This window comes from Mucilaginibacter sp. GW822-FHT03E02 (genome assembly GCF_058801545.1).
In genome coordinates, this window is record NZ_JBXANJ010000001.1 from 2,636,079 (window position 1) to 2,662,154 (window position 26,076).

A 26,076-nucleotide genomic window follows, 5' to 3' on the forward strand; every position below is an offset into this window, starting at 1 on the left:
AGGGCTAATATCCGGCTAAAACCTGCCAATTATTATCCATAAACATTCATTTCATCCCGGTAATTTTATAAATTGAATTTATAGTGTTAACCTTATGCTAATGTTTGTAAACAAGTATTTTAAAATAAGCTACTGCGCCTTTGCCTGTTTTATAGCTGCCGAAAAAACGCAGGCGCAATCTTATGTACCCGAGTGGAACGATACGCGCTTTAAAGTAAAACCCATTGTCCCGGTTAAAGCCTACAGCTTTGATTTAAAGGACGTACAGCTTTTAGAAAGTCCCTTTAAAAAGGCTATGCAGGTTGATGCCGCTTATTTATTAACTATCGAGCCCGATCGTTTACTTTCAGGCTTCCGTTCGCACTCAGGCTTGCAGCCTAAAGGGAAAATATACGAAGGCTGGGAAAACTCGGGCCTGGCCGGGCATACTTTAGGGCACTACCTATCGGCCATTGCCATGCACTACGCATCAACCCGCGAGCCAGAGTTTTTGAAACGTACTAACTATATAGTAAGCCAGCTGAACGAATGCCAGGTGGCACGTAAAACCGGTTATGTTGGCGCTATACCCAAAGAAGATACGATTTGGGCCGAAGTGGCCAAAGGCGATATCCGCTCGCGGGGGTTTGATTTAAACGGGGGCTGGTCGCCGTGGTATACGGTACATAAGGTTATGGCCGGGCTTTTGGATGCCTATTTATATACTAACAATACACAGGCCCTCAAAATATGCCAGGGCATGTCCAACTGGACAGGCGAAACCATCAGGAACCTTGACGACGACAAGCTGCAAAAAATGCTGCTTTGCGAATATGGCGGCATGGCCGAAACACTGACCAATTTATACGCCATAACCGGCGAAAAAAGATATCTGGATCTATCGTACAAGTTTTATGACAAGCGCATATTAGACCCGCTTGCCCAAAAGAACGATATATTGCCCGGCAAGCACTCTAATACCCAGATACCTAAAATAATAGCCAGCGCCCGCAGATATGAGCTTACCGGCGATGTAAAGGACAAAGCCATAGCCGATTTCTTTTGGGAAACCGTTACCGGCTTTCACTCCTATGCCACCGGCGGTAACAGTAATTACGAGTATCTTACCGAGCCGGGTAAGTTAAATGACAAGCTTACCGAAAACACTACCGAAACCTGCAACACCTATAATATGCTAAAGCTTACCCGCCATTTATTTGCGGTTGAGCCTTCGGCAAGGTTGATGGATTATTACGAAAAGGGTTTGTACAACCACATCCTGGCATCCCAAAACCACGAAACAGGCGGGGTGTGCTACTTTGTGCCTTTGCGCATGGGCGGTAAAAAAAGCTATAGCACCCCCTTTGATGATTTTACCTGCTGTGTAGGCTCGGGCATGGAAAACCATGTAAAGTATAACGAAAGCATTTACTTCAGGGGAGCCGATGGCAGTGTTTATATCAACCTGTTCATTCCGTCGGTACTAAACTGGAAACAGAAAGGCCTGAGCATTAAACAGGAAGGCAATTTACCTTCGGCCGATCAGATGACCTATACCATCACCCTTGCAAAACCGGCCACATTTGCTATCCGCATCCGCAAACCCAAATGGGCAACTAACCCTACTATCAGCATCAACGGAAAAACACAACAACTTACTCCTGATGCGGAAGGCTATTTTGTATTGAACCGTAAATGGGTTAACAACGACAAAATAACGTTTACCACTCCCGAGAATTTATATACCGAGGCCATGCCCGATAATGCCAACAGGCGCGCCATATTTTATGGCCCGGTATTATTAGCAGGTGTTTTAGGTAACACCGAACCCGACCCATTAAAGGGAGTACCTGTTTTTGTAACCAGCGAAACCGACCCCAACAAATGGCTGCAACTGGTTGATAAAACGCAGTTAAGTTTCCGCACCGAAAACGTTTCAAAACCCGGCGAAGTGAAGCTGATCCCATTTAATCAAACCAAAGATGAATATTACTCGGTTTATTGGGATGTATTTACACCGGATGCCTGGGTAGTACAGCAAAAAGCTTATGACGAGCAAAAGAAAAAGCAACAGGAACTGGAAGCCCACACTACCGATGTTTTACGCATAGGCGAAATGCAGCCCGAGCGCGACCATAATTTTGCCGGCGAGAACACCACCACCGGCGAGGACCATCAAAAGAAATGGCGGTCGACAGAGAACGGCGGCTATTTTACCTACGATATGAAGGTTGATGCCAATACCCAAAACACACTCATTAACACGTATTGGGGTATGGATAACCGCGGCCGCACATTTGATATTATGATAGATGGCACCAAAGTGGCAACCGAGGATTTAAACAAGTATAAAGAGAGCCGTTTTTACGATATCAGCTACCTGATCCCCATTGAGTTAACCAAGGGCAAGCAAAAAGTAAGCGTTAAATTATTACCCAAAAAAGATAACAGTGCCGGCCCGGTATATGGCAGCCGCATGGTAAAAAACTAAAATATGATGACCAGTAAAATTAAAATAGCCTACCTGTTGTCGACATCGGTATTAGGTTTAAGCAGCAACTTATTTGCCCAGCAAAAAGATTATCCTATTCAACCTGTAGCATTTACCAGTGTGCACGTAAACGATAAATTCTGGGAGCCTAAAATGACGGTAAATGCCAATGTGACTATTCCCTATGTGCTTGCCCAGTGTAAAAAGAACGGCCGCATGGATAACTTTTTACGCGCCGCCAAACAATTGGATGGCGATAAGCTAAGCGAATTCCCCTTTGATGATACCGACGTGTACAAAGCCATTGAAGGGGCGTCATATTCCATGCAGAATAAAAAGAACCCTACGCTGGACAGGTATATCGATACCCTCATTGGTATTATTGGAGCCGCGCAGGAGCCTGACGGTTACCTGTACACCTTCCGCACCGTTAACGCCAAAAAGCCGCACGAGTGGATAGGCGACAAGCGCTGGGTAAATGAAGAAGTATTAAGCCACGAATTGTATGATTGCGGGCACCTGTACGAAGCCGCCGTAGCACATTATCAGGCTACCGGCAAACGCACCTTGCTTAACATAGCCATAAAAAATGCCGACCTTTTGGTAAAAACCTTTGGACCTGGCAAAATTGAAGAGTATCCCGGTCACCAGATTGTGGAGATAGGCCTATCCAAAATGTACCGTGTTACCGGCAAAAAAGAATACCTCGATCTGGCCAAATTCTTTTTGGATGTACGTGGCCCCAAAGGCGAGTCGTACAACCAGGCCAATAAAAAAGTAATTGACCAGCACGAAGCCGAAGGCCACGCTGTACGTGCAGCCTACATGTATACCGGTATGGCCGATATTGCCGCCTTAACCGGCGATACCAAATACCTGAGCGCCATTGATGATATCTGGGGCGACGTGGTTAACAAAAAATTATACATTACCGGCGGTATTGGCGCAACCGGCAATGGCGAGGCGTTTGGCGATGCTTACCAGTTGCCCAACATGTCGGCCTATGCCGAAACCTGTGCGGCTATTGGCAATGTTTACTGGAATAACCGCATGTTTTTACTGCACGGCGATGCTAAATATATTGATGTGTTGGAGCGTACGCTGTATAACGGCCTGCTTTCGGGCGTTTCGCTGAGTGGCGACCGCTTTTTTTACCCCAACCCGCTGGCATCCATGAACCAGCATCAGCGCAGTGCCTGGATAAGCTGCGCCTGCTGCATTAGTAACATGACACGCTTTTTGCCATCGTTACCAGGCTATGTGTATGCCAAAAACAAAAACGACCTGTATGTTAACCTGTTCATGAGCAACACCAGCAATATTAAACTAACATCGGGCAATGTAAACATTGTACAAACCACCGATTACCCATGGAAAGGCAAAGTTGATATTACCCTTAACCCGGCAAAAGCAACAGCTTTCACCTTAAGGGTACGCATCCCCGGATGGGCTAAGCAACAGCCTGTTCCCGGCGATCTGTATTCGTTTATGAATAAAACACAACTGCCTGTTGTGCTATCTATCAACGGCAAAGCAACTTCATTTGTAACCGAAAAAGGTTACGCGGTACTAAAACGCAGCTGGAAAAAAGGTGATAAAGTAACCCTTAACCTGCCTATGGAAACCGAGAAGGTGTTAGCCAACCAAAAAGTAAAAGACGATAAAGACCGTTTTGCTTTTGAACGCGGCCCTATTGTTTACTGCCTGGAAGGCCCCGATAACCGCGACAGCCTGGTACAAAACATCATGATAGATAAAAACGCCATAGCAAACGCCAATTACCAGGCCGACCTGCTGAACGGTGTAGATGTAATAAACGCCGAAGGTAAAAGCACCAAAAGACAACTTAACAGCGACAAGCTTACCGAAACCAGTCAACAGGTAAAGGCCATCCCCTACTATGCCTGGGCCAACCGCGGCCCAAGCGAAATGACGGTTTGGATCCCTTACGAGGCATCAGCATCCAGACCGCAGCCGGCACCTACCATTGCAAGTACCAGTAAAGTAAGTGCATCATTAAAAAATAAAAAGATGTTTGCATCTATAAAAGACCAGTACGAACCGGCCAGTTCCAATGATAACAGCTTCCCCTTTATGCACTGGTGGCCCGCTAAGGATACCACGGAATTTGTACAGTATGATTTTGACGCGGCGCATACCGTAAGCGAATCAAAAGTTTATTGGTTTGACGATGGCCCATGGGGCGGTTGCCGCATCCCGGCATCGTACAAAATATTGTATAAAAAAGACGGGCAATGGGTACCGGTTAAAAACACAACGCCTTATACCATCAGTAAAGATAACTTTAACCAGGTAAGCTTTGAGCCGGTAAACACAACCGCTTTACGGATGGAAATTCAGCTTCCGGTTGATAACTCTGCCGGTATTCATGAGTGGGCGGTTAAATAGGTGTTGAATGTTATTTTGTACAATATTTAATCCGCTGTAAACCAGTGTACAAAAAACCAAACAAGGCAAATGAACAGGAAAAGGCCTGTTCATTTCATTTTTCGTAAGTAGGTTTATTAATTAATCAAAAATTAATAAAAATAATCATCAATTAAAGTTCGGTATTAAACTTGTCTCTCCATCATTATGCAAGGTGGAGAGATATGGAAAAAAGAATTTACCACAGGGCTATTTCAGGGATTAAAATAGCGCTGTCTATCATTATTGGCTTTCAGTGGTTTATGGCAAATGCCCAGGCGCTTAAAACAGGTTCCATAGCGTACTTAACGTTAAATAACGGCCCCGGCAATAGTGTTGTTTTAGGTTCGGATATCAAGGAGCTCCAGGCTGCTAACTTATCCTATCTCGACGGTGACAGCCGAATTGATGCCGATAGTTGCTTAAAATATGCCTACAATGATTCAAATGTATTGGACCTGGGCGATAGCTTAAACCTTGATATGGTGGGCATCCGCGCTTATAGGGATAAAATTGTGAACATTTACCTGTTTTTTAAAATGGCTGACGCCTATAAAGTTTTACAAAAATTCATTGGCATGTATGGGCAGTTTACCGACAGGCCCGATAACTACTCGGATATTTACAACTGGAACTCAAGCCTGCTGAGTCTTTCGTTACGATACCAGTATAAGGCCGACCTGGGTGTTGCTATTTTTACCAGTAAAAGGCTGCAAAACGAAATAGCAGCCAATAAACAAAGAGCAATCACGCGCGATTATAGCCAGGCATTATCACTTAATAATTAAACCTTGTATTTCACTTGGTATTACGTAGCAGCTAAAAGCAGGAGGCACAAAGCCTAAAGCGGTAGATTGATTTTCAATCTTATTCGGTCAATTTAATTAATAGGCGCTACAGAAGTATTGTAATTTTATATATTGCCGTTAACTATTAAGGCAAATGATTATAAAACGTATGAAATACCTCCTGATCCTGCTATTGATGACCGGCATGAGCTGTTTTGCGCAGGATTATAAAACGCAGATAGACCAGTTTCGTAAAGGTTATATGGACGATTTTTTGAAGGATGCCAATTCGCCTTTAAAAAAGGACGACCTCAAAAACCTGCGCTTTTACGATGCCGACAGCACTTACAGGATTACCTGTAAAGTAAATTTGCTAAGCAACCAAACCAATTTTGTGATGCCCGTTTTTCATGGCACAGGCAGCCAGTACGTTAAATATGCCTTGCTCAAGTTCACACTACAGGGCAAACCAATGGAACTTACCGTTTATAGAAGCATCTACCTGTCGCAAAATCCAATGTTTAGCACTTACCTGTTCCTGCCCTTCACCGATGATACCAACGGGCAGGAAACCTATGGCGGTGGCCGGTACATCGATCTTAAAACAACCGATTTTAAAGGGGACAGTCTGATTGTCGATTTCAATAAGGCCTATAACCCTTACTGTGCCTTTAGCCCCAATTACTCGTGCCCCAAACCACCGGATGAAAACCGGCTAAACATTGCAGTAAAAGCTGGGGAGAAACTGTTTGCCGTGGGCAATCATTGAGCGGCTTGTTAAACTTATTTACTGCGAAATCCTTTTAGAAATAAATGGCAATCTTTATAAAAACCAAACGCCGGGCTCTCCAAAACAGGAAAGCCCCGCACGGCTCATCAATCATCACGCTTTATCTTTAGTTAAACACCAACTGGTTGGCCAGGTCAATTTCTTGCTGTGTAATAGTATGCGGCCGGCCGGGATACACTTTAAGGGTCACATCTGCCCCAAGGTTTTTGATGATGGCAACACTTTCCTCAACCCTTGTTAAAGGTACATGCGGGTCGGGGTTACCGGTGGTGATCAGTATGGGTGTTCCGTTAAAGTTCCCCTGGTAATTGTTAAGATCGAGGCCATCACCTATCAGGCCGCCGGTGAACGCTGCAGCACCGCCGTATGTTTTGGCATGGCGGGTAATATAATCCAGCGTTAAACAGGCACCCTGCGAAAAACCGAGGAAATAAATTTTCTCTTCGGGGATGCCATCAGCTTTAATCTGTTGCACCAACTGGTCTATCGTATCCAGGGCCGAGTTTAAAGCCGGCTGGTTCATTTTATCGCCCGCCATAAAGCTATAGGGGTACCAGCTATTGTTAGTGGCCTGTGGGGCGTAAATAGCCATACCCTGCACATTTAAGCTATCGGCCAGGCTGGCAATGTTTTGGGCAGTGCCGCCGCGACCGTGAATCATGACCAGGGCTGCCCCGGCTTCGGTTGCCGGGGTGCCTGTGGTTATATAATTTTTTTGATGTGTGTACATGATCAATATAATTGAGGTAATGTTTTTTCTAAAGTGCTGCGGAACCTTTCGTGTTGTGCAGGCAATTTTAAATGGGTACCCAATTCGTCAACCGGTTCGTCAACAGCAAAACCCGGGTTATCGGTAGCCAATTCAAACAACACACCACCTGGTTCGCGGAAGTACAGCGAGTAAAAATAGTTCCTGTCTATTTTATCGGTAATGTGCAAGCCAAGGGCGGCAATTTTTTCACGGTATTGCATCAACACTTCCTCATTTTTAACGCGGAAAGCAACGTGGTGAACCGATCCACCGGCCACATGGCCGGCAACTTCGCCCGTAACCTCAACCAGGTCGACAATGGCGGCGTTTTCAACCGCGTCGGTAATAAAGCGGTAACGGTTTACATGCTGCTCCAGCAAACGGTAGCCAAATACGCCGGTTAAAATATCGGCAGTAGGCTGCATTTTGTTGGTAGTGATGGTTACACTGTGGAATCCTTTGGTAGCATTTTCTGCCCTTACATCGGCTGTTTCCCATGGCAAACGGTTATCGGCAGTTTTTGAAGCTATCAGTTCCAGTTTTAAGCCGTCGGGGTCTAAAACGGTAAGGTATGGCTCGCCAAATTTTTCAGATACCTTGTTGTATATGACATTGTTGGCATCAAAACGTTTTAACCAAAAATCAAAGCTGCTTTCAGGAACCGAGTAACCAATTTCGGTAGCCTGGCGTGCCCCCCTGCGGCCAGCAGTAATACCTTCCCAGGGAAAAAAGGTAAGTATAGTACCTGGCGTACCCTCTTTATCACCATAATATAAATGGTAAGTTTCAGGATCGTCGAAGTTTACTGTTTTTTTAACCAGGCGTAAACCCAGTACGTTGGCATAAAAATTATAATTGCGTTTGGCATTGCCTGCTATTGCTGTAATGTGGTGAATGCCGTTTACTGTATTTTCCATGATGTTGATTATTTTATGTGTTGCTGTTTTATTTACATCAAAAGTAAGGCGCTACCGGCCGGGAAAACTTGACCTACAACAAGAAATGAACAGGCACACATTTTTTTTCGGTAGAGACGCATCACATGCGTCTCCCGCAGGATATTCAAAACATGCAAAGTCGAATCTGCATATTTGGCAACCCGGCAAATCGTACATCTAAACGCGGGAGACGCATGTGATGCGTCTCTACAAAAAAACAACCAACGAATGCACACCCATAATTAAATTTTGCGGTTATATTTGTTCAACACCAGTTATAAATGCCCCCGGGGCTGCAAAACAATATCAACCAATGGACGAGCAAGAACTACGAAGCAGGGCATGGTTTGGCCGCAAAGGCAAGGATGGCTTTATTTACCGCGCCTGGATGAAAAACCAGGGCATCCCCGACTATGAATTTCAAGGCAAACCTGTAATAGGCATCTGCAATACATGGAGCGAGCTTACCCCCTGCAACGCTCATTTTCGCGAGCTTGCCGAATCGGTAAAACGGGGCATTTTAGAGGCCGGTGGGTTCCCGGTCGAGTTCCCGGTAATGTCGCTTGGCGAAACTTTAATGAAGCCCACTGCTATGCTGTACCGCAACCTGGCCAGCATGGATGTGGAAGAATCTATCCGCGCCAACCCATTGGATGGTGTAGTATTACTTTGCGGTTGCGATAAAACAACGCCGTCGCTGGTAATGGGTGCCTGTAGTGTAAATATCCCTACCATCGTAGTATCTGGCGGGCCAATGCTTACGGGCAACCACCGTGGCAGGCAAATAGGCACCAGCGATGTTTGGCGCTATCATGATGATGTACGCTCGGGCAAAATCATGGAAGAGGAATTGCTCACCATCGAGGCGGCCATGTGCCGCAGCCAGGGGCATTGTGCAGTTATGGGCACAGCTTCATCTATGGCTTGTATGGTTGAGTCACTGGGGCTTTCGCTGCCGGGCAATGCGGCTATTCCTGCTGCCGATTCCAGGCGGAAAGTGTTGGCCCAGCTATCGGGCTTACGCATTGTGGAGATGGTTAAGGAAGATTTGAAATTATCAGACATACTTACCCGGCAGGCTTTTGAAAATGCCATCATGACCAACGCCGCCATTGGCGGATCGACCAATTTTGTGATCCATTTGCTGGCTATTGCCGGCCGCATTGGCGTTCCGCTTGAATTGAAGGATTTTGATCCCTTATCTAAAAACATCCCGCTGATAGCCAACCTGCAGCCATCGGGTCAGTACTTTATGGAAGACCTGTTTTATGCCGGCGGCCTGCCTGTTGTTTTAAAGGCACTGGATGGCATACTTCATAGGGATGCCATCACGGTAAACGGTAAAACCATTGCCGATAATTACAGCAATGCCGTGGGTTATAACAGCAACGTAATTACTACGATTGATGCGCCCTTTAATACAGCCACCGGCCTGGCTATTTTAACAGGTAACCTGTGCGAGTCGGGCGCGGTTATCAAACCATCGGCGGCCAGCGCGCATTTAATGCAGCATACCGGCAAAGCCGTGGTGTTTGAAAACATCGAAGATTTTAAAGCCCGTATTGATACCGACGATCTGGAGGTTGATGAAAACAGCGTTCTGGTATTAAAAAATGTAGGCCCCAAAGGCTACCCCGGCATGCCCGAGGTAGGTAATATGGGTATCCCCAAAAAGCTACTGGAAAAAGGAATTACAGATATGGTGCGCATATCCGACGGACGCATGAGCGGTACGGGCTTTGGCACCGTAGTATTGCACGTATCACCAGAAGCAGCCGCAGGCGGCAATTTTGCCCTCATCAAAACCGGCGACCTGATTACGCTTGATGTGCCCAACCGCACGTTAAATGTAGCTATCAGCACCGAAGAGTTTGCCGAACGAAAGCGACAGTACATACCACCCGAACCGGTTACCAACCGTGGTTATGTAAAACTGTATATCGACCATGTACAGCAGGCGCACCTGGGGGCCGATATGGATTTCCTGGTAGGTGGTTCGGGCAGTAAGGTTTTAAGAGATTCACATTAAGCTGATATAATGAGTTTTAACAATAAAGTAGCCATAGTTACCGGAGCAGGCCAGGGCATTGGGTTTGAAATTTGCCGCATGCTGGCCCAAAACGGCGCTACCGTGATATTAAACGATATAGATATCGATTTAGCAAAAAAAGCGGAAGTCCTGATCAACCAAAACCATCCGGATAGTTGTTTGGCCATGCCCGGCGATTCAAGCGACGTAGCTTTCATCAATAGCATGGTTGATACCGCCGTAAAGCTATACGGGCGACTGGATATTGTGATAGCCAATGCCGGCATTACTTTATATGGAGATTTTTTTGCTTATACCAAAGAGTCGTTCTCCAAAGTACTGGACGTAAACCTTGGCGGCTCGTTCTTCCTGGCGCAGGCGGCGGCCAAACAGATGAAAGAGCAGGCCAATGGCGGGGCAATCCTGTTTACCTCGTCGGTAGTGGGGCACCAGGCGCTCAAAAGCCTTGCCGCCTATGCCATGACCAAAGCCGCTTTGGAGATGCTGGCCAAAAACCTGGTGATCGAACTTTCGCAGTACCGCATCAATGTAAATACCGTTGCGCCGGGCGCCACCTTAACGGAACGTACTATGGAAGAAGCGGATTATGAACGTGTATGGTCGGCCATTACCCCCATGGGGCGGCCGGCTTATGTTACCGACATTGCCCATACGGCACTGTTTTTAGTATCCGCCGAGGCCAAACACATTACCGGCCAAAGCCTGATTGTTGATGGCGGCTGGACATCGGTAAGTACTTTGCCCGATGGCATTAAATAACATAACACAATGGTACAAGTAGCAGTTAACCACGCCAGTTTTTTGGGCGAAGGACCGGTTTGGGATTGGCGTAATAACATTTTATACTGGGTTGATATTATGGGTGGGCATATTCACGAATACAGCCCCGAAAACAAGGCTTTCAGAACCATTGATGTTAAACAGATGGTTGGCGCGGTAACTATTTGCAGCAATGGCCAATTGCTTGCCGCGTTAAAAAACGGGCTGGCTATGGTTGACCGTGAAAGTGGCCAACCGGCATTTTTTGCCCACCCCGAAGCTCATCTGCCCCAAAACCGTTTTAACGATGGCAAATGCGACCCGGCAGGCAGATTCTGGATCGGGTCGATGGCGATTGACGAAACGCCAAACGCCGGAAAACTGTATATGCTGAACGACAACCAGGATGTTACGCCCAAAATACATGGCACCACCATATCCAACGGAATGGCATGGAGCCCCGACCACAAAACGTTTTACTATATCGATACACCAACCATGAATGTGGTGGCCTATGATTTTGATGTACACAGCGGCACAATCTCCAACAAAAAAACGGTGATCACCATTGATGAAAAAGATGGCTACCCGGATGGCATGACCATCGACGCCGAAGGTATGCTGTGGATAGCCCACTGGAACGGCTGGCAGGTAAGCCGCTGGAACCCGCACACCGCAACAAAATTATTTACCTTGCCCCTACCCGTAGCCAATGTAACATCCTGCAGCTTTGGCGGCCCCACCCTAAGCGACCTGTACATCACCACCGCCCAAAAAGGCCTTACCACCAATGAACTGGAGCAGCAGCCGCTTGCGGGCATACTATTTGTTTGGAAGGATTGCGGGTATTCGGGGCCCAGGGCTTTTGAGTATACCAAGAGCCAATAACTTTACAAAAAATGCTCGTTAAACATAAAAAAACGTTATGGCGCGCAACGAAATATGGCTTAATCCATGTACTAAACTACCGTCATTACGAGTAACCATCAGGTAAAACATGAAAAAAATCGTTATAACGTGCAACGGATGTAGTTAAACGAACGTTCTAAACTACCGTCATTGCGAAGTACGAAGCAATCCCCTACACGCTAATTTCCACATAGTTCGGGATTGCTTCGTACCTCGCAATGACGATCTGTTTTTTTTAATTTTAGACTTACGATTTAGTACTTCCGACTTAACACTATTGCTTTATAAACTTTACCTGGTACATTTTGGGCCATTTTTTGCCGGTTACAAAAATGCGTTTGGTGGCGGCATCGTAGGCTATACCGTTAAGCACGTTGTTCCCCCAATCGCGGCCTGCGGGGCGTTCCGATTCGGGGTAAAGGTTTTTCATGTTAATTTTTTGTTCAACAGCTCCCGTTTTAGGGTTTATAACCAGTATATCGTCTGTTTGGTAAACGTTGGCATATAATTTTCCGTCGATGTATTCCAACTCGTTTACCGAGTCTATTTGTTTTTTATCATCACATACGTTGATCGAGCCCATTTCCTGGTAAGTATCCTTGTTCAGGAACCATATTTTGTTGGTGCTATCGTCCATGTAAAGCTTCTTACCGTCAAAGCACATGCCCCAACCTTCGGCACCAACATTATTGGGGAAGGTGTTCAGCAGCTTCAGGGTGCTTTTGTCGTACACAAAACCAACTTTTTCGCGATAAGTAAGCTGGATCACTTTATCACCGACAACGGAAAGCCCCTCGCCAAAATATTGATCGCCTAACTTGGTAACCTGTATTGCCTTTCCGGTTTCGAGGCTGTTTTTACGAATGGTGGAGTGGCCTGTGTCGCCGGTACTTTCATACATAATACCATCCAGGTATTCCAGCCCTTCGGTGTATGAGCTTGTATCATGCGGGTAAGTTTTCTCTACTTTATAGGTGTAAGCTTCGGGCGCTTTACCAGCCAGCAGCAATATATTGGTAGTTACATCCTGGCTTTTACCTCCCTGGTAAACTTTGGCAGTTATCAGTTTTATACCCAGGGGGATGCTGTCTGTTTTTACGCTGATGGCCGATGAATCTTTAGCAACACCTAAACGGGTTTCTTCCATCATGTACACTACCGAATCGGGTTTGGTATCGGCAGGCAGGCCCACTCTTACCTTCACTACATCACCCGCTTTGTAAGTGGTGCCGGCTTCCGGGCTCATGGTATAATCAGCGCCGTTATCAGCCGGTTTTTGTTTGCAACTGTTACAACCCAAAGCCAAAAGTAAGCCTGCTGCAAAAAATATCTTTAATTTATTATTCATGTTTTTCATAATGTACCCGACGGCCAAAACGCGTCTTCGATATGGTTTAGTATATAATTTTTATCCTTGTCAAACAAAATAGCGATAATATCAAACCGCACTTCGCCCTGGTGGTTCATAATGTAAATATATTCGTCGGCGGCATCGGCCAATAGTTTTTGCTTGCGTGCATCAACAAAATCTTCGGGCATGCCAAAGCCCGTGCCGGTGCGCGTTTTCACTTCGGTAAATATAATAACCTTGTCTTTATATGCAATCAAGTCAATTTCGGCTTTGCCATGTGTCCAGTTCTCGTCCAGGATCTCATAGCCGGCATTTTCCAGGTGTGTTTTGGCTAAAGCCTCGCCCGCGCGACCAAGATCAAGGTGTTGAGCCATTATTTAACAATCACAGTACCTAAGAACTCTGAAATTGAACGTTCAACTTTCTTCATACGAATAAATTGATTTTGCAGAATATCTTCATCGAGTTCGCTGGTAGCGTGTTTAAGCTGAGACTGTATGTTATTGAGAATCGCTTTTACTTTGTGCAACTTCAGATGAAATATTCCACCGAGGATGGTAGCACGCATATTATCCTCTTCGGTCTTTATCTTAATTTTATGCATTTCATACCAATTTTCACTCAAGTTATATTTCGTGGAAAGTATATCTACTGTAAGATCGACAATGCCCCTATCTTGGTGGTGAATAAAAAGATGATCCTCTGGAAGATTGCCATTATCTACTTCGTGTCTGTAGATTTCCATAAACAACTTGCAAACTGGTTCTTCAAATGTCACATCCCCCAATTCTACTACGATAAACGGCCCGATATAAGTGTCAGCAATACCCCCCCAATCAATCATCCTGTTACCATATAAAATAAGAAGGCGAACGACTTCTTTCTCTTGGGAGTAATCAACTTTCGGCTTGGTGCCCTCCACCAAATCAACCTCGTCAAAAAAATGAGGCTCATCAGGCGGCATTTCCGGCTGGTACCGGTTATGATTTTGCTGCTGCTGGCCATCCTTTTTGGATTTGGCCTGCCGCATTTTATTAAGCTCGGATAGCAACGCGCGCTCATCAATCTGCAAAATGTAGCTGCACTCTTTAATGAACACCGATGCCTTGATGGAATCGGGAATTTTGGCAATACTTTCTACAATCTCACGGATAACGCCGGCTTTTTTTATCGGGTCGTTACCTGCATCTTTTAGCAGTGTATTGGCCTTAAAAAGGATAAAGTCTTTTTTATTCTCCTCGATGTATTTTTTAAACGCACTTGAGCCATTGGCTTGTACATATGAATCGGGATCGTGCCCATCAAGGAAAGTAACTACTTTTACGTTAAGGCCTTCCTCAAGGATCATATCCAGCCCGCGGATAGCTGCTTTTATCCCCGCGGCATCGCCATCATATAAAATGGTGATATTTTTGGTAAACCGGCTGATGAGTTTGATCTGCTCAACGGTTAAGGATGTACCGGACGATGCCACCACGTTTTCGATACCGGCCTGCACTACCGAAAGTACATCGGCATAGCCTTCAACCAGGTAACAGTTATCTTCCTCGCGGATGGACTTTTTGGCAAAGTACAAGCCGTAAAGTACGTTTGATTTATGGTAGATCTCGCTCTCGGGCGAGTTTACATACTTGGGTACGTTTTTATCTTTTTTTAAGGTACGGCCGCCAAACGCGATAACCCTGCCGGTAAAATTGTGTATCGGGAACATTACCCGGCCGCGGTAACGATCATACAAAGTACCGTTATCCCGTTTTACAGACAGGCCGCTATCAACCAGGAATTGTTCTTTATAACCCTCCTTTAGGGCGCTGCCGGTAAACGCCTCCCATTGATCGGGCGAGTAGCCCAGCTCAAATTTTTTGATGATATCGTTACTGAAGCCCCGCTCTTTAAAATAGCTTAAACCAATGCTTTTACCTTCATCAGTTTCAAGCAAACTTTCGTGAAAAAATTTGGCGGCATAGCCCGATACAATCATCAGGCTTTCGCGACGCAGGTCTTCTTCCCGGTTTTCAGGAGCTTCTACGGTTTCCTCTACTTCAATGCCGTACTTTTTGGCCAGCCATTTTAAGGCCTCGGGATAACTGAATTTTTCCAGCTCCATTAAAAAAGTAACTGCCGAGCCGCCTTTACCTGTGGAGAAATCTTTAAAAATGCCTTTAGCGGGCGATACCGTGAACGATGGGGTACGCTCATTGGCAAATGGCGAAAGGCCCACATAGTTGGCCCCGCGCTTTTTTAACTGCACAAATTCCCCTATCACCTCCACAATGTCGGTGGCTTCCATAATACGGTCGATGGTGGATTTTATGATCATGCGCTAAAATGCAAATGTAGGCAAAGATGAGCGTTGCCCTAAATCCGCAAACGTTAAATTACACTTTTATTTGATGGCGAGGAGTTTAAAATTCAAACGTCAATGCTAAGCAAACTTACCATCTAACAATTTAAGCAGCGATGATTTAACACCGCTCGCTTCATATTTATAGAAAACGATAAGCAGCAGGTAAGCAAAAATCGGGGCTACGAAAGGCAACCAATAGCTAAAATCATCTTTACCTGTCCTTGAAATAAATATAAAAGCCACTTCCCAGCAAAAAAACATACCAATCATCACGAAGATGATCATTGACGGAAAAATCTTCAAGCTTATTTTACTTCCCTGCAAATGCGGCGCAATACCTCCTTTGGCTATGGGCACCATGGCCGCGCGGGGGCTATGTGGCGGCTCAAACCTGAATTGAAGGTTAAATACATCACCAATAAATAATGGCTCCTTTTTGTTGTAAAATACCCAGTTTTCATAATTAAAGCGGGAGGGCATTACAGCCTTTTGCAATATCGTTTCAACCTCGGCCGGTTGATGCGGAGTTAAAATGATAAGGTTTTCAAAGGGAAGAAAATTCATTAATTGAAGGTAATAAATTATATCCTTAACCTAAACCATGCTTACCTGCCTACGCTTTAAAAATGTTACCGCAATACCGGCCAGCACAATTACGCTGCCGATGATCTCGTTCAGCTCCAGCTTTTCGTTAAGTAAAATAGCGGCCAGTATGGCGGCAAAAACAGTTTGGCTCAGCAGGGCGATAGATACCTTGGTCGATTCGAGGTAGCGTAATGAATAGTTAATGGTGAGCCAGCCAACAAGCTGGCAAATTACCCCCATCCCTAAAAAGCACAGCCAAACTTTTACCGGGAACACCAGAAGATTGGCATCCGCAATGCTGTTAACTATAATGAGGAAAACACTTGCGCTCAGCATGCTGTAAAACATAAATGTGAATACGTCAATCCCCGCCATAATATTTTTAGTAATCATGATATAAGTGGCATAAAACAAACTGGCTAACACGGCAAGTAGAATCCCGGCATTAAGCTCCAGATGTAAAATATGCTGATAGCCTACCAGCACTACCATGCCTGCTATAGCCACCACGGTACCTATCCAGAACAATTTACCCGAACTTTTTTTGAACAGCAGGAAGCTGAACAAACCAACCCAAACCGGCGCCAGGTTGGCTATTAAGGTTGATACGGTGGCGCTTATTTTTAATAGCGATAAGTTCCATACCGATACATCGGCAGCAAAAACAATCCCTGCTATAATGGCTATGATTAATTGCTTGCGCCCCACCTTAAATTTATTTTTAATAATGCAATAAGGCAGTAAACATAGCCAGGCAAAAAACACCCGGTAAAACGCGCAGCCAATTGGCGATACCCCTGCAAGCTTCACAAATATTGGCGAAAATGAGATACATAAAATGCCAATAACCAGGCTAACTTTGGGGTTCATGATAACGTATTATTTTGAGCGGCAAACTTAAGCAAATAGGTCATCATCCGGGCGCTTTAACCGTCGAATATATCATAGGGCAACTTTGTGCGCGAATTAAATACCCCAAAGCATATCCCTTAATTTGTATACCTTTAGTACAACCTTTATTACCAACCCGCTGCTGTTTCACCGATATGAAAAAATGCCTGCTTTCATTTTTTTGCGCTGTCTTATTGCTTTTGAATTCGTGCGCCAAAAAGCCGTGCTGCGTAGTGCAGGTGATACCCGATTTTATTATTGCCGATAAAGACGGCGCCAAGTGGGAAATACAACCCGCTGCCTCTAACATACTGGGCGATACAACAACCATAGCCGGCAGCCAAACCCAGGGCGGCGAAGAGGAAACTTTTGCAATTAAACTAAGCATAGGCGGCGTTGGCTACTACCCGTTAAAAAATCACCAGGGATATTATATCCTCAAAAAAAACGGTGCCATTACCAAAAAGTATGCCCTTAGCCCTACTCATCTAAACTCGGTAAGCGTTATCTCGGTTAACCAGGCTGATATGATTATACAAGGGTTTTTCGATCTGAAATTCATCAAAACATATGATAGCCAGCCGGGCGCTAAGGCCGATAGCGTAAGTTTTTTAGATGGCAAATTCAAAGTTACATTACATAAATAATTGTATTTTTGCGGCTCAAAAAAATACACAATTTTATACATAATTACACATTATGAGTCAGCGCACAAAGATCAAAGCATTGCTGCAAAGCCAGCAAACGGATATTGATGTAACAGTTAAAGGATGGGTTCGCGCCTTCCGGTCAAATCGTTTTATTGCTTTGAATGATGGCTCAACTAATAATAACATCCAGATTGTTGTCGATTTTGAAAACACCGATCCTGCTTTGCTAAAACGCATTACAGTTGGCGCGGCACTAAGTGTATCGGGCAAACTCATCGCTTCGTTAGGTAAAGGCCAAACAGTTGAAGTTATAGCGCAGGATATCGAAATTTTAGGCGACAGCGATCCCGAAAAATATCCTATCCAGCCAAAAAAACACAGCCTGGAGTTTTTAAGGGAAAACGCGCACCTGCGTTTCCGTACCAGCACCTTTGGGTCGATTTTCCGCCTGCGTAACAGCCTGGCATTCGCGGTGCACCAGTTTTTCCAGGAGCGTGATTTTATTTACCTGCATACCCCGGTTATCACCCAATCGGATGCCGAAGGCGCGGGCGAAGCTTTCCACGTAACCAACTTCGATTTAAACAACATCCCTAAAACAGATACCGGCGAGGTAGATTACAAGCTGGATTTTTTTGGTAAATCAACCAACCTAACCGTATCCGGCCAGTTGGAAGGCGAACTGGGCGCTATGGCCCTAAGCGATATTTACACCTTCGGACCAACATTCCGTGCCGAAAACTCAAACACTACCCGCCACCTGGCAGAGTTTTGGATGATTGAGCCGGAAGTTGCCTTTAACGATATACACGACAACATGGACCTTGCAGAGGACATGCTGAAATACGTAATCAAATACGCGCTGGATAAATGTCCCGATGATATCGAGTTTTTAACCCAGCGCCTGGCCGAAGAAGAAAAACAAAAACCACAGAACGAACGCTCTGACATGACTTTGTTAGAGAAGCTGAACTTTTGTTTAGATAACGATTTTGAACGCCTTACTTACACCGAGGCTATCGAAATACTAAAAGAATCGACACCGAACAAAAAGAAGAAATTCCAATATATAGTTGAAGGCTGGGGAACCGACCTGCAAAGCGAGCACGAACGCTACCTGGTTGAGAAGCACTTTAAAAAACCGGTGATCCTGACCGATTACCCTAAGGAGATCAAATCGTTTTACATGCGCCAGAATGACGATGGTAAAACGGTAGCCGCTATGGATATCCTTTTCCCCGGCATTGGCGAAATTGTAGGCGGTTCGCAACGTGAAGAGCGTTTGGATCTGTTAGAGAAACGCATGGACGAAATGGGCATCCCTAAGGATGAACTTTGGTGGTACCTGGATACGCGCCGCTTTGGCTCGTGCCCTCACGCTGGTTTTGGCTTAGGCTTTGAGCGCCTGGTGCTGTTTGTTACCGGCATGGGCAACATCCGCGACGTGATCCCTTTCCCAAGGTTCCCGAAGAATGCGGAATTTTAGACAGGATTTAGGGATTTCGCAGGATTAACAGGATTTTTTTTGATTGTAACATTTGTCAAAAAAATCCTGTTAATCTCACCAATCCTAAAAAAATCCTGTTAATCCTGTATAATCCTGAAAATCGTGCCCATTATTGAACTCGCCACCCACATTAATGCTCCTGTTGCCCGGTGTTTCGATCTGGCCAGGAGCATTGATATGCATGTAGATTCGATGCAGCAAAGCGGCGAAACGGCCGTTGCCGGGCGAACCAGCGGCCTGATTGAGCTGGGAGAAACCGTTACCTGGCGGGCAAAGCATTTCGGCATCTGGCAAACCTTAACCTCTAAGGTTACCGAAATGGAATATCCCAATTATTTTACTGACGAAATGGTTCAGGGCGCATTTAAAGCCTTCCGTCACGAACATTATTTTTATCCCATCAATAACCAAACCCTGATGAAGGATATTTTTATGTTTGATGCCCCCTTGGGATTTTTGGGAATTATAGCTAACTTCCTGTTTTTGGAACGGTATATGATTCGCTTGCTGCAACAACGCAACCAGGAAATTAAAAAAGCTGCGGAAAAAGAATCATTGGATAGCACCAACGATTCATAGCTCAATACAGCCAACTGTTTCGGTTTTGTTTCGATTTACAAAACATGACAATTCATAAATATCTGAATATTAACTAATTCTACTTTACAACTGTTTCACCTGTTGCGCAACACAACACTTTGATAGCAATTAAAACGTATTAATTTTAAGGATCAATGGAAGCTTTCAAATCAACAATCCTCATCATCCCGGGTCTGGGTAATTCGGGGCCGCAGCATTGGCAATCACTTTGGGAAAAGCAATTTGGTTTTACCCGCGTTGAGCAGCAGGACTGGGAAACACCCGTTTGTGCCGACTGGATAACCACCCTGCAGGCCTATGTAGACAAATATGATGCTAAAGATGTGATACTGGTAGGCCATAGCCTGGCCTGCGCCACCATTGCCTACTGGGCAAAGGAATATAACGTAGCCATTAAAGCTGCCCTGCTGGTTGCGCCAAGCGATACCGAAGCCGAAAGCTACCCGACCGGAACAACCGGCTTTGCGCCCGTGCCGCTCATAAAGCTGCCGTTTAAAAGCACCACGGTAATGAGCACCAATGATTTTTATGTAACACCCGAACGCGCCCAACTATTTGCCGATGCCTGGGGCAGCAAACTGGTGAACATAGGTGATGCCAGCCATATTAACGCGGCATCGAATTTAGGAACATGGGAACCAGGCCTGGAGCTTTTGCGGGAACTGGACGAATTTTAGGCGAAAGGTGCCTTTTAGGTAAAAGGCAAAAGGCAAGCCGCATTTAACATAATGCCCTTTCACCTTTCACCTTTCACCTTTCACCTTTCACCTTTCACCTTTCACCTTTCACCTTTCACCTTTCACCTTTCACCTTTCACCTTTCACCTTTCACCTTTCACCTTTCACCTTTCACCTTTCACCTTTCACCTTTCACCTTTCACCTTTCACCTTTCACCTTTCACCTTTCACCTTTCACCTTTCACCTTACCTAATAACATTAAACAACCTGCTCCACCTGATTTTGTGCAGGAAGCCGGCCTGGTCATCAATACTCATCCAGATAAACAGGGCTTTGCCCACAATATGATCTTCGGGAACAAAACCCCAGAAACGTGAATCTTCAGAGTTATGGCGGTTATCGCCCATCATGAAATAGTAATTCATTTTAAAGGTATAGCTATCTGCCTTTTTACCATTAATCAGAATATCCTTGCCAACTACTTCGACTTTATTGCCTTCGTAAATTTCGATAGCGCGGCCGTATACCGGGAATGTTAAGCTATCCAGCTTTACTGTCCCGCCTTTTTTAGGCACGATGATAGGTCCGTAGTTGTCCTGGTTCCAGGTAAAACGGGGGAAACTTGGGGTAATTTTATAGTTAGGGTATTTTAACGGGAAAACAGTATACCCGTCAAAAGCGCCGGGCTTAGTCAAATCGGGTGTAACCGACTTAATATTCGCGTACCCTTTTAAAGCATTGGCCGATGCTACCGTAGTATTTGTTGTAAACTCATTAGCCCTATCTGTTGTGGTAATATCGGCCAGGTGCAATTCGCTTATCAGGTCGGGGTTAATTGCCGTCCCGTCGTATTGTACACGGTAAGTAATTTCGCCATTTACAGGAGTTGTTTTGGCTTTGCCATTAATAAACACCCGGGCGTTTACCACGCTCAACGTATCGCCTGGGGTGCCCTGGCAGCGTTTTATAAAATTCTCGCGTTTATCAACCGGGCGGCTTAATGGCGCATCGGCATCCATTGGGTAATTAAACACCACCACATCGCCTTTTTTAATGTCGCTTAGACCGGGCAGGCGGTAATAAGGCAGCTCGATGCCGTCCCAGTAGGCCTTGGTATTAATAAGCGGCATGGTATGGTGTGCAAACGGAAAGGCGACAGGTGTCATGGGCAACCGTGCGCCATAGTTTACCTTGCTTACAAACAGGTAATCGCCAATAAGCAACGAGCTTTCCATAGATGCACTCGGTATCACATACGCTTCAATAAACAGTGTACGGATCAGTGTAGCAGCTATCACCGCGAAAATAATGGCATCTGCCCACTCGCGTACCGCGGTTTTTTTAAGCGCCTTTTTATATTTTTCCCTAAACTCGGGGCTGGCAGATGTACCTAAATATTTGGTTTCTTTATCAAAGCCCCATTTTGGCAAGTATATAAATTGCAAAACTATACCCTCAAAATGCTCAATTAACCTAAATTTCCCGTATGATTTCAGGAAGTCAACCGTAAGGCCAATAGCAACCAACAAGTTCAAGCCGGGTATTAATAACAGGACCATCCACCAGCCAGGCCTGCCGCTTAGCTTTATCATCACGAAGGCATTATAAAGGGGTATTATGGCTTCCCATCCAAGCCTATCGGCCTTTTGAAACAATTTCCACAGGCCCACATAAGGCAAAACAAACAGTACTATAAATGCAATTACAAATTCTACAACGTTCACTATATGCTCTTTTTAGTTATTTTATACCCCTGAACAACCTGCTCCATCTTATTTTATTTGCAAACGATGCCGTACTATCAATACTCATCCAGGTAAACAAGGCTTTGCCAACCACGTGATCTTCGGGCAAAAAGCCCCAATAGCGCGAATCGGTGGAGTTATGGCGGTTATCGCCCATCATCCAGTAGTAGTTCATTTTAAAGGTGTAAGTATCGGCTTTTTTTCCGTTTATAAAAACATCCTTGCCAACAACTTTTACGGTATTGTGCTCATAAATAGCTATAGCCCGCCCATATATCGGGAAGGTAGTGCTATCCAGCTTAACTGTCCAGCCTTTTTTGGGAATAATCACAGGGCCAAAGTTATCTACATTCCAGTTGTAGCGCGGCATAGCGCCCAGTTGATAGTCGGGATGCGATAGCGGATATACCGGGTTTGCATCGTCAACCAGGCCTTTAATAGCAATATTGGGCGTTACCGATTTTACATTGGAATAAGTTTTTAACTGGCTGGCCGATTCAACAGTAGCGTTTGCTGTAAAAGTGGTGGCGTCAACAGCGCCAAAATTTTCCAAATGCAATTCGTTAGCTAAATCAGGGTTTATCCCGCTGCCATCTGTTTTTATTACATAAGCCATTTTACCAGTTTGAACCGCCGGCCTGGGTTTACTGTTCACATATACCAGTGCATTAACCAAACTGAGTGTATCGCCCGGGGTACCCTGGCATCGTTTAATGATGTTTTCACGGCGGTCTACCGGCCGGTATAACGGCGAATCGGCTTCCGTGGGCAGGTTAAACACCACAATATCTCCTTTTTTAATATCGCTGAAGCCTGGCAAGCGGTAATAAGGCAATTGCACATCCAGGTACGATTTGGTTTCGGTAAACGGTATGGTATGGGCTGTAAACGGCACAGCCAATGGCGTTATGGGCATACGTGCGCCATAGTTAACCTTACTTACAAACAGGTAATCGCCAATAAGCAGCGAGCCCTCCATCGATCCGCTGGGGATCACATACGCTTCAATAAAAAGTGTACGGATAAGGGTGGCCGCTATAACTGCAAACAAAATAGCATCGGCCCATTCGCGGACGGCCCCTTTTTTCTTTTTCGGCGTGGTTTTATCTTTCTTCCAGAATTTCCAGTTCATTTTTGATCGGATGTGCAAATTTCAAATTTCAGATGTGCAGATGATGAAGTCAAATTAGCACATTACAAATTTGTTTATTTTTTGATGAATATATTATTAATTATTTCTTTATGACTGCCTTGTAAGCGATATGTTACCCGCTTAGCGGTGCAAATATGCAATTTCAAAAAGGCAATATGATAATTAAGTCCGAAAGTCTTTTGTCGGGAAGTCCGAAAGCCAAAAAATTGCTCTGCTGTCCCCATTTATGTGCCTTGTTTAGCCATTCATTTTTTAGCACAAGGGCTTATGAAGCACATCTACGACATCTACCTAATTATCCGCATCACCTTGTCCCAGCGTATTTTATCGGCAAATGGCGCATTGGTGTCCCAGCTCATCCACACAAAAATGGCTTTGCCTACAATATGGTCTTCGGGTACAAAGCCCCAGAAACGGGAATCCATGGAATTATGCCGGCTATCGCCCATCATCCAGTAGTAGTCCATTTTAAAAGTGTAGGAATTGGTTTGGCGGCCGTTGATGCTGATGGTGCTGCCATTTACCTGTAGCTTGTTGTTTTCGTAAACCTGGATGGCGCGGCGGTAAATGGGGAGGTTAAATGTATCTAATTTTATGGTGAGGCCGCGTTTGGGTATGGTAAAGGGGCCAAGGTTATCCACGTTCCAGCGGTGGCCTGGATTGTGCGGAAATACTTCGGGATCATACACGCCCCCAAACTGGATATTAGGTCTGATGTATTTAACACCCGCTACTTTTTTTAACGCCAGCGACGATTGCTGCGTCATGGTCATTATATAATCGGTACGTGTAAAGCCCTGAATATTGGATATATGAAGTTTATAAATCAGTTCGGGATTAAAGTTAAAGGTGTTACTATCCGTGTGCACGGCATACTCCATTTCGGCATTGGGCGGCGGCGGTACGGGCTGGCCATTAACATACACCTGGCCACTTATCAGCCTCACATTATCGCCGGGGGTTGCCTCGCAGCGCTTAATTAAATGTTCGCGCTTATCAACCGGCCGGTACCATGGCGAATCGGCCTCCATCGGGAAGTTAAAAACCACCACATCGCCTTTATTGATATCGCCGAACCCCGGCAGCCGGAAGTATGGCAGCTTGATACCATCCCAATATGATTTGATACGCATGCCAGGCATGGTATTATGTGTAAACGGAAATGAAACAGGTGTTATAGGCAGCCGGGCACCATAGTTAAGCTTACTCACAAACAGGTAATCGCCCACCATGAGCGAGCTTTCCATAGATGAAGATGGTATGGTATAAGCTTCGATAAGCAGCAAACGGATAAGTGTAACGGCCAGCACCGCAAAAAAAACAGTCTCGGCCCATTCGCGGGCTGATGATTTATGTAACAGGTGCTGATATTCTTCGCGAAACTCATCGCTGGCCGATTGGCCCAGGTAACGGGTATTTTTATCAAACCCCCATTTGGGCAAAAATATAAATGGCAAAAGTACCGCGCCTGCTATCTGGCGCATTTTTGTTTTACCAAAGCTTTTTACAAAATCAATAGTGATGCCAATAGCTACAATAACACCAATACCGGGTATCAATAACAGCAGTAACAACCACACGGGCCTGCCGCTTATTTTCAGCATTACATACGTAGCGTATACCGGGATCAAGGATTCCCAGCCATGGCGGCCAGCTTTTTGAAACAGCTTCCAAAGGCCAACCTGCATCAATAACAATACAGGGGCCAACAGTAAATAAACGCCTACGTAACCCGCTATATCCATTGATAAAACGGCGGTTAGCTTTTAAAATCAAACATGGCGTCAACCGTGTAAAAGCCTTTTTTACCCTGGATCCATTCGGCAGCTAATACCGCTCCAAGGGCAAAGCCGCTACGGTTATGGGCGGTATGCTTGAACTCGATGGTATCTACTTCCGAATCGTAGATAACGGTATGGGTGCCGGGTACGCTGTCAATCCGCAACGATTCTATTAATAACTGATCGGGCTGTGGGGTTTCATCGTCGGGCCGATCATCTGTAGTCAGCACGTTCAGCCAGTCTTTTTTGGAGTCAAGATTATCGATGATCCCTTCGGCAATGGTGATGGCTGTGCCGCTTGGGGCATCCAGTTTTTGCATGTGGTGAATCTCTTCTACCTGTACGTCATAGTACGGGTAGTTGTTCATCACTTTAGCCAACATCCGGTTAATATGGAAAAATATATTAACACCTACGCTAAAGTTGGTGGCATACATTAGTGAAGCGTTGCTTTCCTCGCAAAGTTGTTTTACCTCATCCAGCTTATCATACCAGCCGGTAGTGCCTACTACTATGGGTACGCCGGCGTTAAAGCAATGCTGAATATTGCCCAACACTGTTGCGGGCATGCTAAACTCAATAACGGCGTCGGCCTTTTGCAGATTTTCGGCAGTAAGCTCGTGCAGGTTATCGTGATCGATGGTTAAAACAATTTCATGATTGCGGCTAAGGGCAATTTTTTCAATCATTTTGCCCATTTTTCCGTAGCCCAGTAACGCTATTTTCATTTTTTAATGTATGTGTTGAGTTAAAATCAAGAGTCAAGATGTTAGAGTCAGGAATCAAGACAGAAAACAATAATAGGTTAATTTGCGATAATTCCGGGAATTTTTCTGTACCCCTACGTTGTTATGCTGATAGTTGCCCTTACCCCCCGGAACGCATTGATAGCTAAACTATAAATGC

The 26,076-nt window shown here is 45.2% G+C and carries 22 protein-coding genes; 11 read left to right on the top strand and 11 right to left on the bottom strand.

From position 1 onward, the window contains the following. The first annotated feature begins 100 nt into the window (after positions 1-100). From AC1RM2_RS11105 to AC1RM2_RS11120, 4 genes are all read left to right on the top strand, one after another. Positions 101-2,470: a beta-L-arabinofuranosidase domain-containing protein gene (locus AC1RM2_RS11105; RefSeq protein ID WP_492985154.1), complete on the top strand. Its 2,370-nt coding sequence runs from the start codon at positions 101-103 to the stop codon at positions 2,468-2,470. 3 nt (positions 2,471-2,473) lie between these two features. Then, a complete protein-coding gene (locus tag AC1RM2_RS11110; protein ID WP_492985155.1) occupies positions 2,474-4,879 on the top strand; it encodes a glycoside hydrolase family 127 protein in 2,406 nt (801 codons plus the stop codon). 203 nt (positions 4,880-5,082) lie between these two features. Continuing rightward, positions 5,083-5,685, top strand: a complete 603-nt coding sequence (locus AC1RM2_RS11115; protein WP_492985156.1) for a hypothetical protein — start codon at positions 5,083-5,085, stop codon at positions 5,683-5,685. Positions 5,686-5,854: 169 nt separating this feature from the next. Further along, entirely contained in the window at positions 5,855-6,454 is a 600-nt protein-coding gene (locus tag AC1RM2_RS11120; RefSeq protein WP_492985157.1) for a DUF1684 domain-containing protein, read from the top strand. A 127-nt stretch (positions 6,455-6,581) separates the two neighbouring features. Here AC1RM2_RS11120 and AC1RM2_RS11125 read toward each other — a convergent pair whose 3' ends face one another. Together AC1RM2_RS11125 and AC1RM2_RS11130 are read right to left on the bottom strand one after the other, a co-directional pair. Further along, on the bottom strand, positions 6,582-7,205 hold the full coding sequence (locus tag AC1RM2_RS11125) for an alpha/beta hydrolase (protein ID WP_492985158.1): 624 nt from the start codon (positions 7,203-7,205) through the stop codon (positions 6,582-6,584). A gap of 2 nt (positions 7,206-7,207) precedes the next feature. Then, positions 7,208-8,143: a ring-cleaving dioxygenase gene (locus AC1RM2_RS11130; RefSeq protein WP_492985159.1), complete on the bottom strand. Its 936-nt coding sequence runs from the start codon at positions 8,141-8,143 to the stop codon at positions 7,208-7,210. Between the two features lie 334 nt (positions 8,144-8,477). Between AC1RM2_RS11130 and AC1RM2_RS11135 the strand changes: the two genes are divergently transcribed. Genes AC1RM2_RS11135 through AC1RM2_RS11145 form a run of 3 tightly spaced genes read left to right on the top strand, consistent with a single transcriptional unit; the run spans position 8,478 to position 11,861 of the window. Beyond that, positions 8,478-10,193, top strand: a complete 1,716-nt coding sequence (locus tag AC1RM2_RS11135) for an IlvD/Edd family dehydratase (RefSeq protein WP_492985160.1) — start codon at positions 8,478-8,480, stop codon at positions 10,191-10,193. A 9-nt stretch (positions 10,194-10,202) separates the two neighbouring features. Continuing rightward, positions 10,203-10,973 carry an SDR family NAD(P)-dependent oxidoreductase gene (locus AC1RM2_RS11140; RefSeq protein WP_492985161.1) on the top strand — a complete coding sequence of 257 codons (771 nt, stop codon included), beginning with the start codon at positions 10,203-10,205 and terminating at the stop codon, positions 10,971-10,973. Between the two features lie 9 nt (positions 10,974-10,982). Beyond that, positions 10,983-11,861: an SMP-30/gluconolactonase/LRE family protein gene (locus AC1RM2_RS11145; RefSeq protein ID WP_492985162.1), complete on the top strand. Its 879-nt coding sequence runs from the start codon at positions 10,983-10,985 to the stop codon at positions 11,859-11,861. A gap of 295 nt (positions 11,862-12,156) precedes the next feature. Here the strand turns inward: AC1RM2_RS11145 and AC1RM2_RS11150 are convergent, their stop codons facing one another. The 5 genes from AC1RM2_RS11150 to AC1RM2_RS11170 form a co-directional block, all read right to left on the bottom strand. Next, a complete protein-coding gene (locus AC1RM2_RS11150; protein ID WP_492985163.1) occupies positions 12,157-13,230 on the bottom strand; it encodes a glutaminyl-peptide cyclotransferase in 1,074 nt (357 codons plus the stop codon). A 5-nt stretch (positions 13,231-13,235) separates the two neighbouring features. Then, positions 13,236-13,607 carry a YraN family protein gene (locus AC1RM2_RS11155; protein WP_090641244.1) on the bottom strand — a complete coding sequence of 124 codons (372 nt, stop codon included), beginning with the start codon at positions 13,605-13,607 and terminating at the stop codon, positions 13,236-13,238. Then, positions 13,607-15,553, bottom strand: a complete 1,947-nt coding sequence (gene dnaG / locus AC1RM2_RS11160) for a DNA primase (RefSeq protein ID WP_492985164.1) — start codon at positions 15,551-15,553, stop codon at positions 13,607-13,609. Before dnaG ends, AC1RM2_RS11155 begins: the two co-directional genes overlap by 1 nt. 105 nt (positions 15,554-15,658) lie before the next feature. Continuing rightward, positions 15,659-16,144 carry a hypothetical protein gene (locus AC1RM2_RS11165; RefSeq protein WP_492985165.1) on the bottom strand — a complete coding sequence of 162 codons (486 nt, stop codon included), beginning with the start codon at positions 16,142-16,144 and terminating at the stop codon, positions 15,659-15,661. 30 nt (positions 16,145-16,174) lie between these two features. Continuing rightward, entirely contained in the window at positions 16,175-17,035 is an 861-nt protein-coding gene (locus tag AC1RM2_RS11170; protein ID WP_492985166.1) for a DMT family transporter, read from the bottom strand. A 176-nt stretch (positions 17,036-17,211) separates the two neighbouring features. On the opposite strand from AC1RM2_RS11170, the gene AC1RM2_RS11175 reads away from it, so the two are divergent. The 4 genes from AC1RM2_RS11175 to AC1RM2_RS11190 all read left to right on the top strand — a co-directional run bounded on the left by AC1RM2_RS11175 (position 17,212) and on the right by AC1RM2_RS11190 (position 20,490). Further along, entirely contained in the window at positions 17,212-17,703 is a 492-nt protein-coding gene (locus AC1RM2_RS11175) for a hypothetical protein (RefSeq protein ID WP_492985167.1), read from the top strand. Between the two features lie 52 nt (positions 17,704-17,755). Continuing rightward, positions 17,756-19,192: an asparagine--tRNA ligase gene (gene asnS / locus AC1RM2_RS11180; RefSeq protein WP_492985168.1), complete on the top strand. Its 1,437-nt coding sequence runs from the start codon at positions 17,756-17,758 to the stop codon at positions 19,190-19,192. A 123-nt stretch (positions 19,193-19,315) separates the two neighbouring features. Beyond that, positions 19,316-19,792 (top strand): SRPBCC family protein, encoded by a 477-nt coding sequence (locus AC1RM2_RS11185; protein WP_492985169.1) that lies wholly within the window; start codon positions 19,316-19,318, stop codon positions 19,790-19,792. Between the two features lie 155 nt (positions 19,793-19,947). Further along, positions 19,948-20,490, top strand: coding sequence for an RBBP9/YdeN family alpha/beta hydrolase (locus tag AC1RM2_RS11190; protein ID WP_492985170.1), 543 nt, complete (start codon positions 19,948-19,950; stop codon positions 20,488-20,490). Positions 20,491-20,736: 246 nt separating this feature from the next. On the opposite strand, the gene lepB (AC1RM2_RS11195) is transcribed toward AC1RM2_RS11190, so the two are convergent. The 4 genes from lepB (AC1RM2_RS11195) to dapB all read right to left on the bottom strand — a co-directional run bounded on the left by lepB (AC1RM2_RS11195) (position 20,737) and on the right by dapB (position 25,898). Then, a complete protein-coding gene (gene lepB / locus AC1RM2_RS11195; RefSeq protein WP_492985171.1) occupies positions 20,737-22,215 on the bottom strand; it encodes a signal peptidase I in 1,479 nt (492 codons plus the stop codon). A 16-nt stretch (positions 22,216-22,231) separates the two neighbouring features. After that, complete coding sequence (gene lepB / locus AC1RM2_RS11200) at positions 22,232-23,368, bottom strand: signal peptidase I (RefSeq protein ID WP_492985172.1); 1,137 nt, start codon at positions 23,366-23,368, stop codon at positions 22,232-22,234. Positions 23,369-23,676: 308 nt separating this feature from the next. Continuing rightward, positions 23,677-25,134, bottom strand: a complete 1,458-nt coding sequence (gene lepB, locus AC1RM2_RS11205; protein WP_492985173.1) for a signal peptidase I — start codon at positions 25,132-25,134, stop codon at positions 23,677-23,679. 14 nt (positions 25,135-25,148) lie between these two features. After that, entirely contained in the window at positions 25,149-25,898 is a 750-nt protein-coding gene (dapB, locus tag AC1RM2_RS11210; protein WP_492985174.1) for a 4-hydroxy-tetrahydrodipicolinate reductase, read from the bottom strand. Between the last annotated feature and the right edge of the window lie 178 nt (positions 25,899-26,076).

What these genes read in the sequence shown, in the direction of transcription:
- AC1RM2_RS11105 (WP_492985154.1), top strand. Translation starts at nt 101, where the DNA reads ATGTTTGTAAACAAGTATTTTAAAATAAGCTACTGCGCCTTTGCCTGT.
- AC1RM2_RS11110 (WP_492985155.1), top strand. Translation starts at nt 2,474, where the DNA reads ATGATGACCAGTAAAATTAAAATAGCCTACCTGTTGTCGACATCGGTA.
- AC1RM2_RS11115 (WP_492985156.1), top strand. Translation starts at nt 5,083, where the DNA reads ATGGAAAAAAGAATTTACCACAGGGCTATTTCAGGGATTAAAATAGCG.
- AC1RM2_RS11120 (WP_492985157.1), top strand. Translation starts at nt 5,855, where the DNA reads ATGAAATACCTCCTGATCCTGCTATTGATGACCGGCATGAGCTGTTTT.
- AC1RM2_RS11125 (WP_492985158.1), bottom strand. Translation starts at nt 7,205, where the DNA reads ATGTACACACATCAAAAAAATTATATAACCACAGGCACCCCGGCAACC.
- AC1RM2_RS11130 (WP_492985159.1), bottom strand. Translation starts at nt 8,143, where the DNA reads ATGGAAAATACAGTAAACGGCATTCACCACATTACAGCAATAGCAGGC.
- AC1RM2_RS11135 (WP_492985160.1), top strand. Translation starts at nt 8,478, where the DNA reads ATGGACGAGCAAGAACTACGAAGCAGGGCATGGTTTGGCCGCAAAGGC.
- AC1RM2_RS11140 (WP_492985161.1), top strand. Translation starts at nt 10,203, where the DNA reads ATGAGTTTTAACAATAAAGTAGCCATAGTTACCGGAGCAGGCCAGGGC.
- AC1RM2_RS11145 (WP_492985162.1), top strand. Translation starts at nt 10,983, where the DNA reads ATGGTACAAGTAGCAGTTAACCACGCCAGTTTTTTGGGCGAAGGACCG.
- AC1RM2_RS11150 (WP_492985163.1), bottom strand. Translation starts at nt 13,230, where the DNA reads ATGAATAATAAATTAAAGATATTTTTTGCAGCAGGCTTACTTTTGGCT.
- AC1RM2_RS11155 (WP_090641244.1), bottom strand. Translation starts at nt 13,607, where the DNA reads ATGGCTCAACACCTTGATCTTGGTCGCGCGGGCGAGGCTTTAGCCAAA.
- dnaG (WP_492985164.1), bottom strand. Translation starts at nt 15,553, where the DNA reads ATGATCATAAAATCCACCATCGACCGTATTATGGAAGCCACCGACATT.
- AC1RM2_RS11165 (WP_492985165.1), bottom strand. Translation starts at nt 16,144, where the DNA reads ATGAATTTTCTTCCCTTTGAAAACCTTATCATTTTAACTCCGCATCAA.
- AC1RM2_RS11170 (WP_492985166.1), bottom strand. Translation starts at nt 17,035, where the DNA reads ATGAACCCCAAAGTTAGCCTGGTTATTGGCATTTTATGTATCTCATTT.
- AC1RM2_RS11175 (WP_492985167.1), top strand. Translation starts at nt 17,212, where the DNA reads ATGAAAAAATGCCTGCTTTCATTTTTTTGCGCTGTCTTATTGCTTTTG.
- asnS (WP_492985168.1), top strand. Translation starts at nt 17,756, where the DNA reads ATGAGTCAGCGCACAAAGATCAAAGCATTGCTGCAAAGCCAGCAAACG.
- AC1RM2_RS11190 (WP_492985170.1), top strand. Translation starts at nt 19,948, where the DNA reads ATGGAAGCTTTCAAATCAACAATCCTCATCATCCCGGGTCTGGGTAAT.
- lepB (WP_492985172.1), bottom strand. Translation starts at nt 23,368, where the DNA reads ATGAACTGGAAATTCTGGAAGAAAGATAAAACCACGCCGAAAAAGAAA.
- lepB (WP_492985173.1), bottom strand. Translation starts at nt 25,134, where the DNA reads ATGGATATAGCGGGTTACGTAGGCGTTTATTTACTGTTGGCCCCTGTA.
- dapB (WP_492985174.1), bottom strand. Translation starts at nt 25,898, where the DNA reads ATGAAAATAGCGTTACTGGGCTACGGAAAAATGGGCAAAATGATTGAA.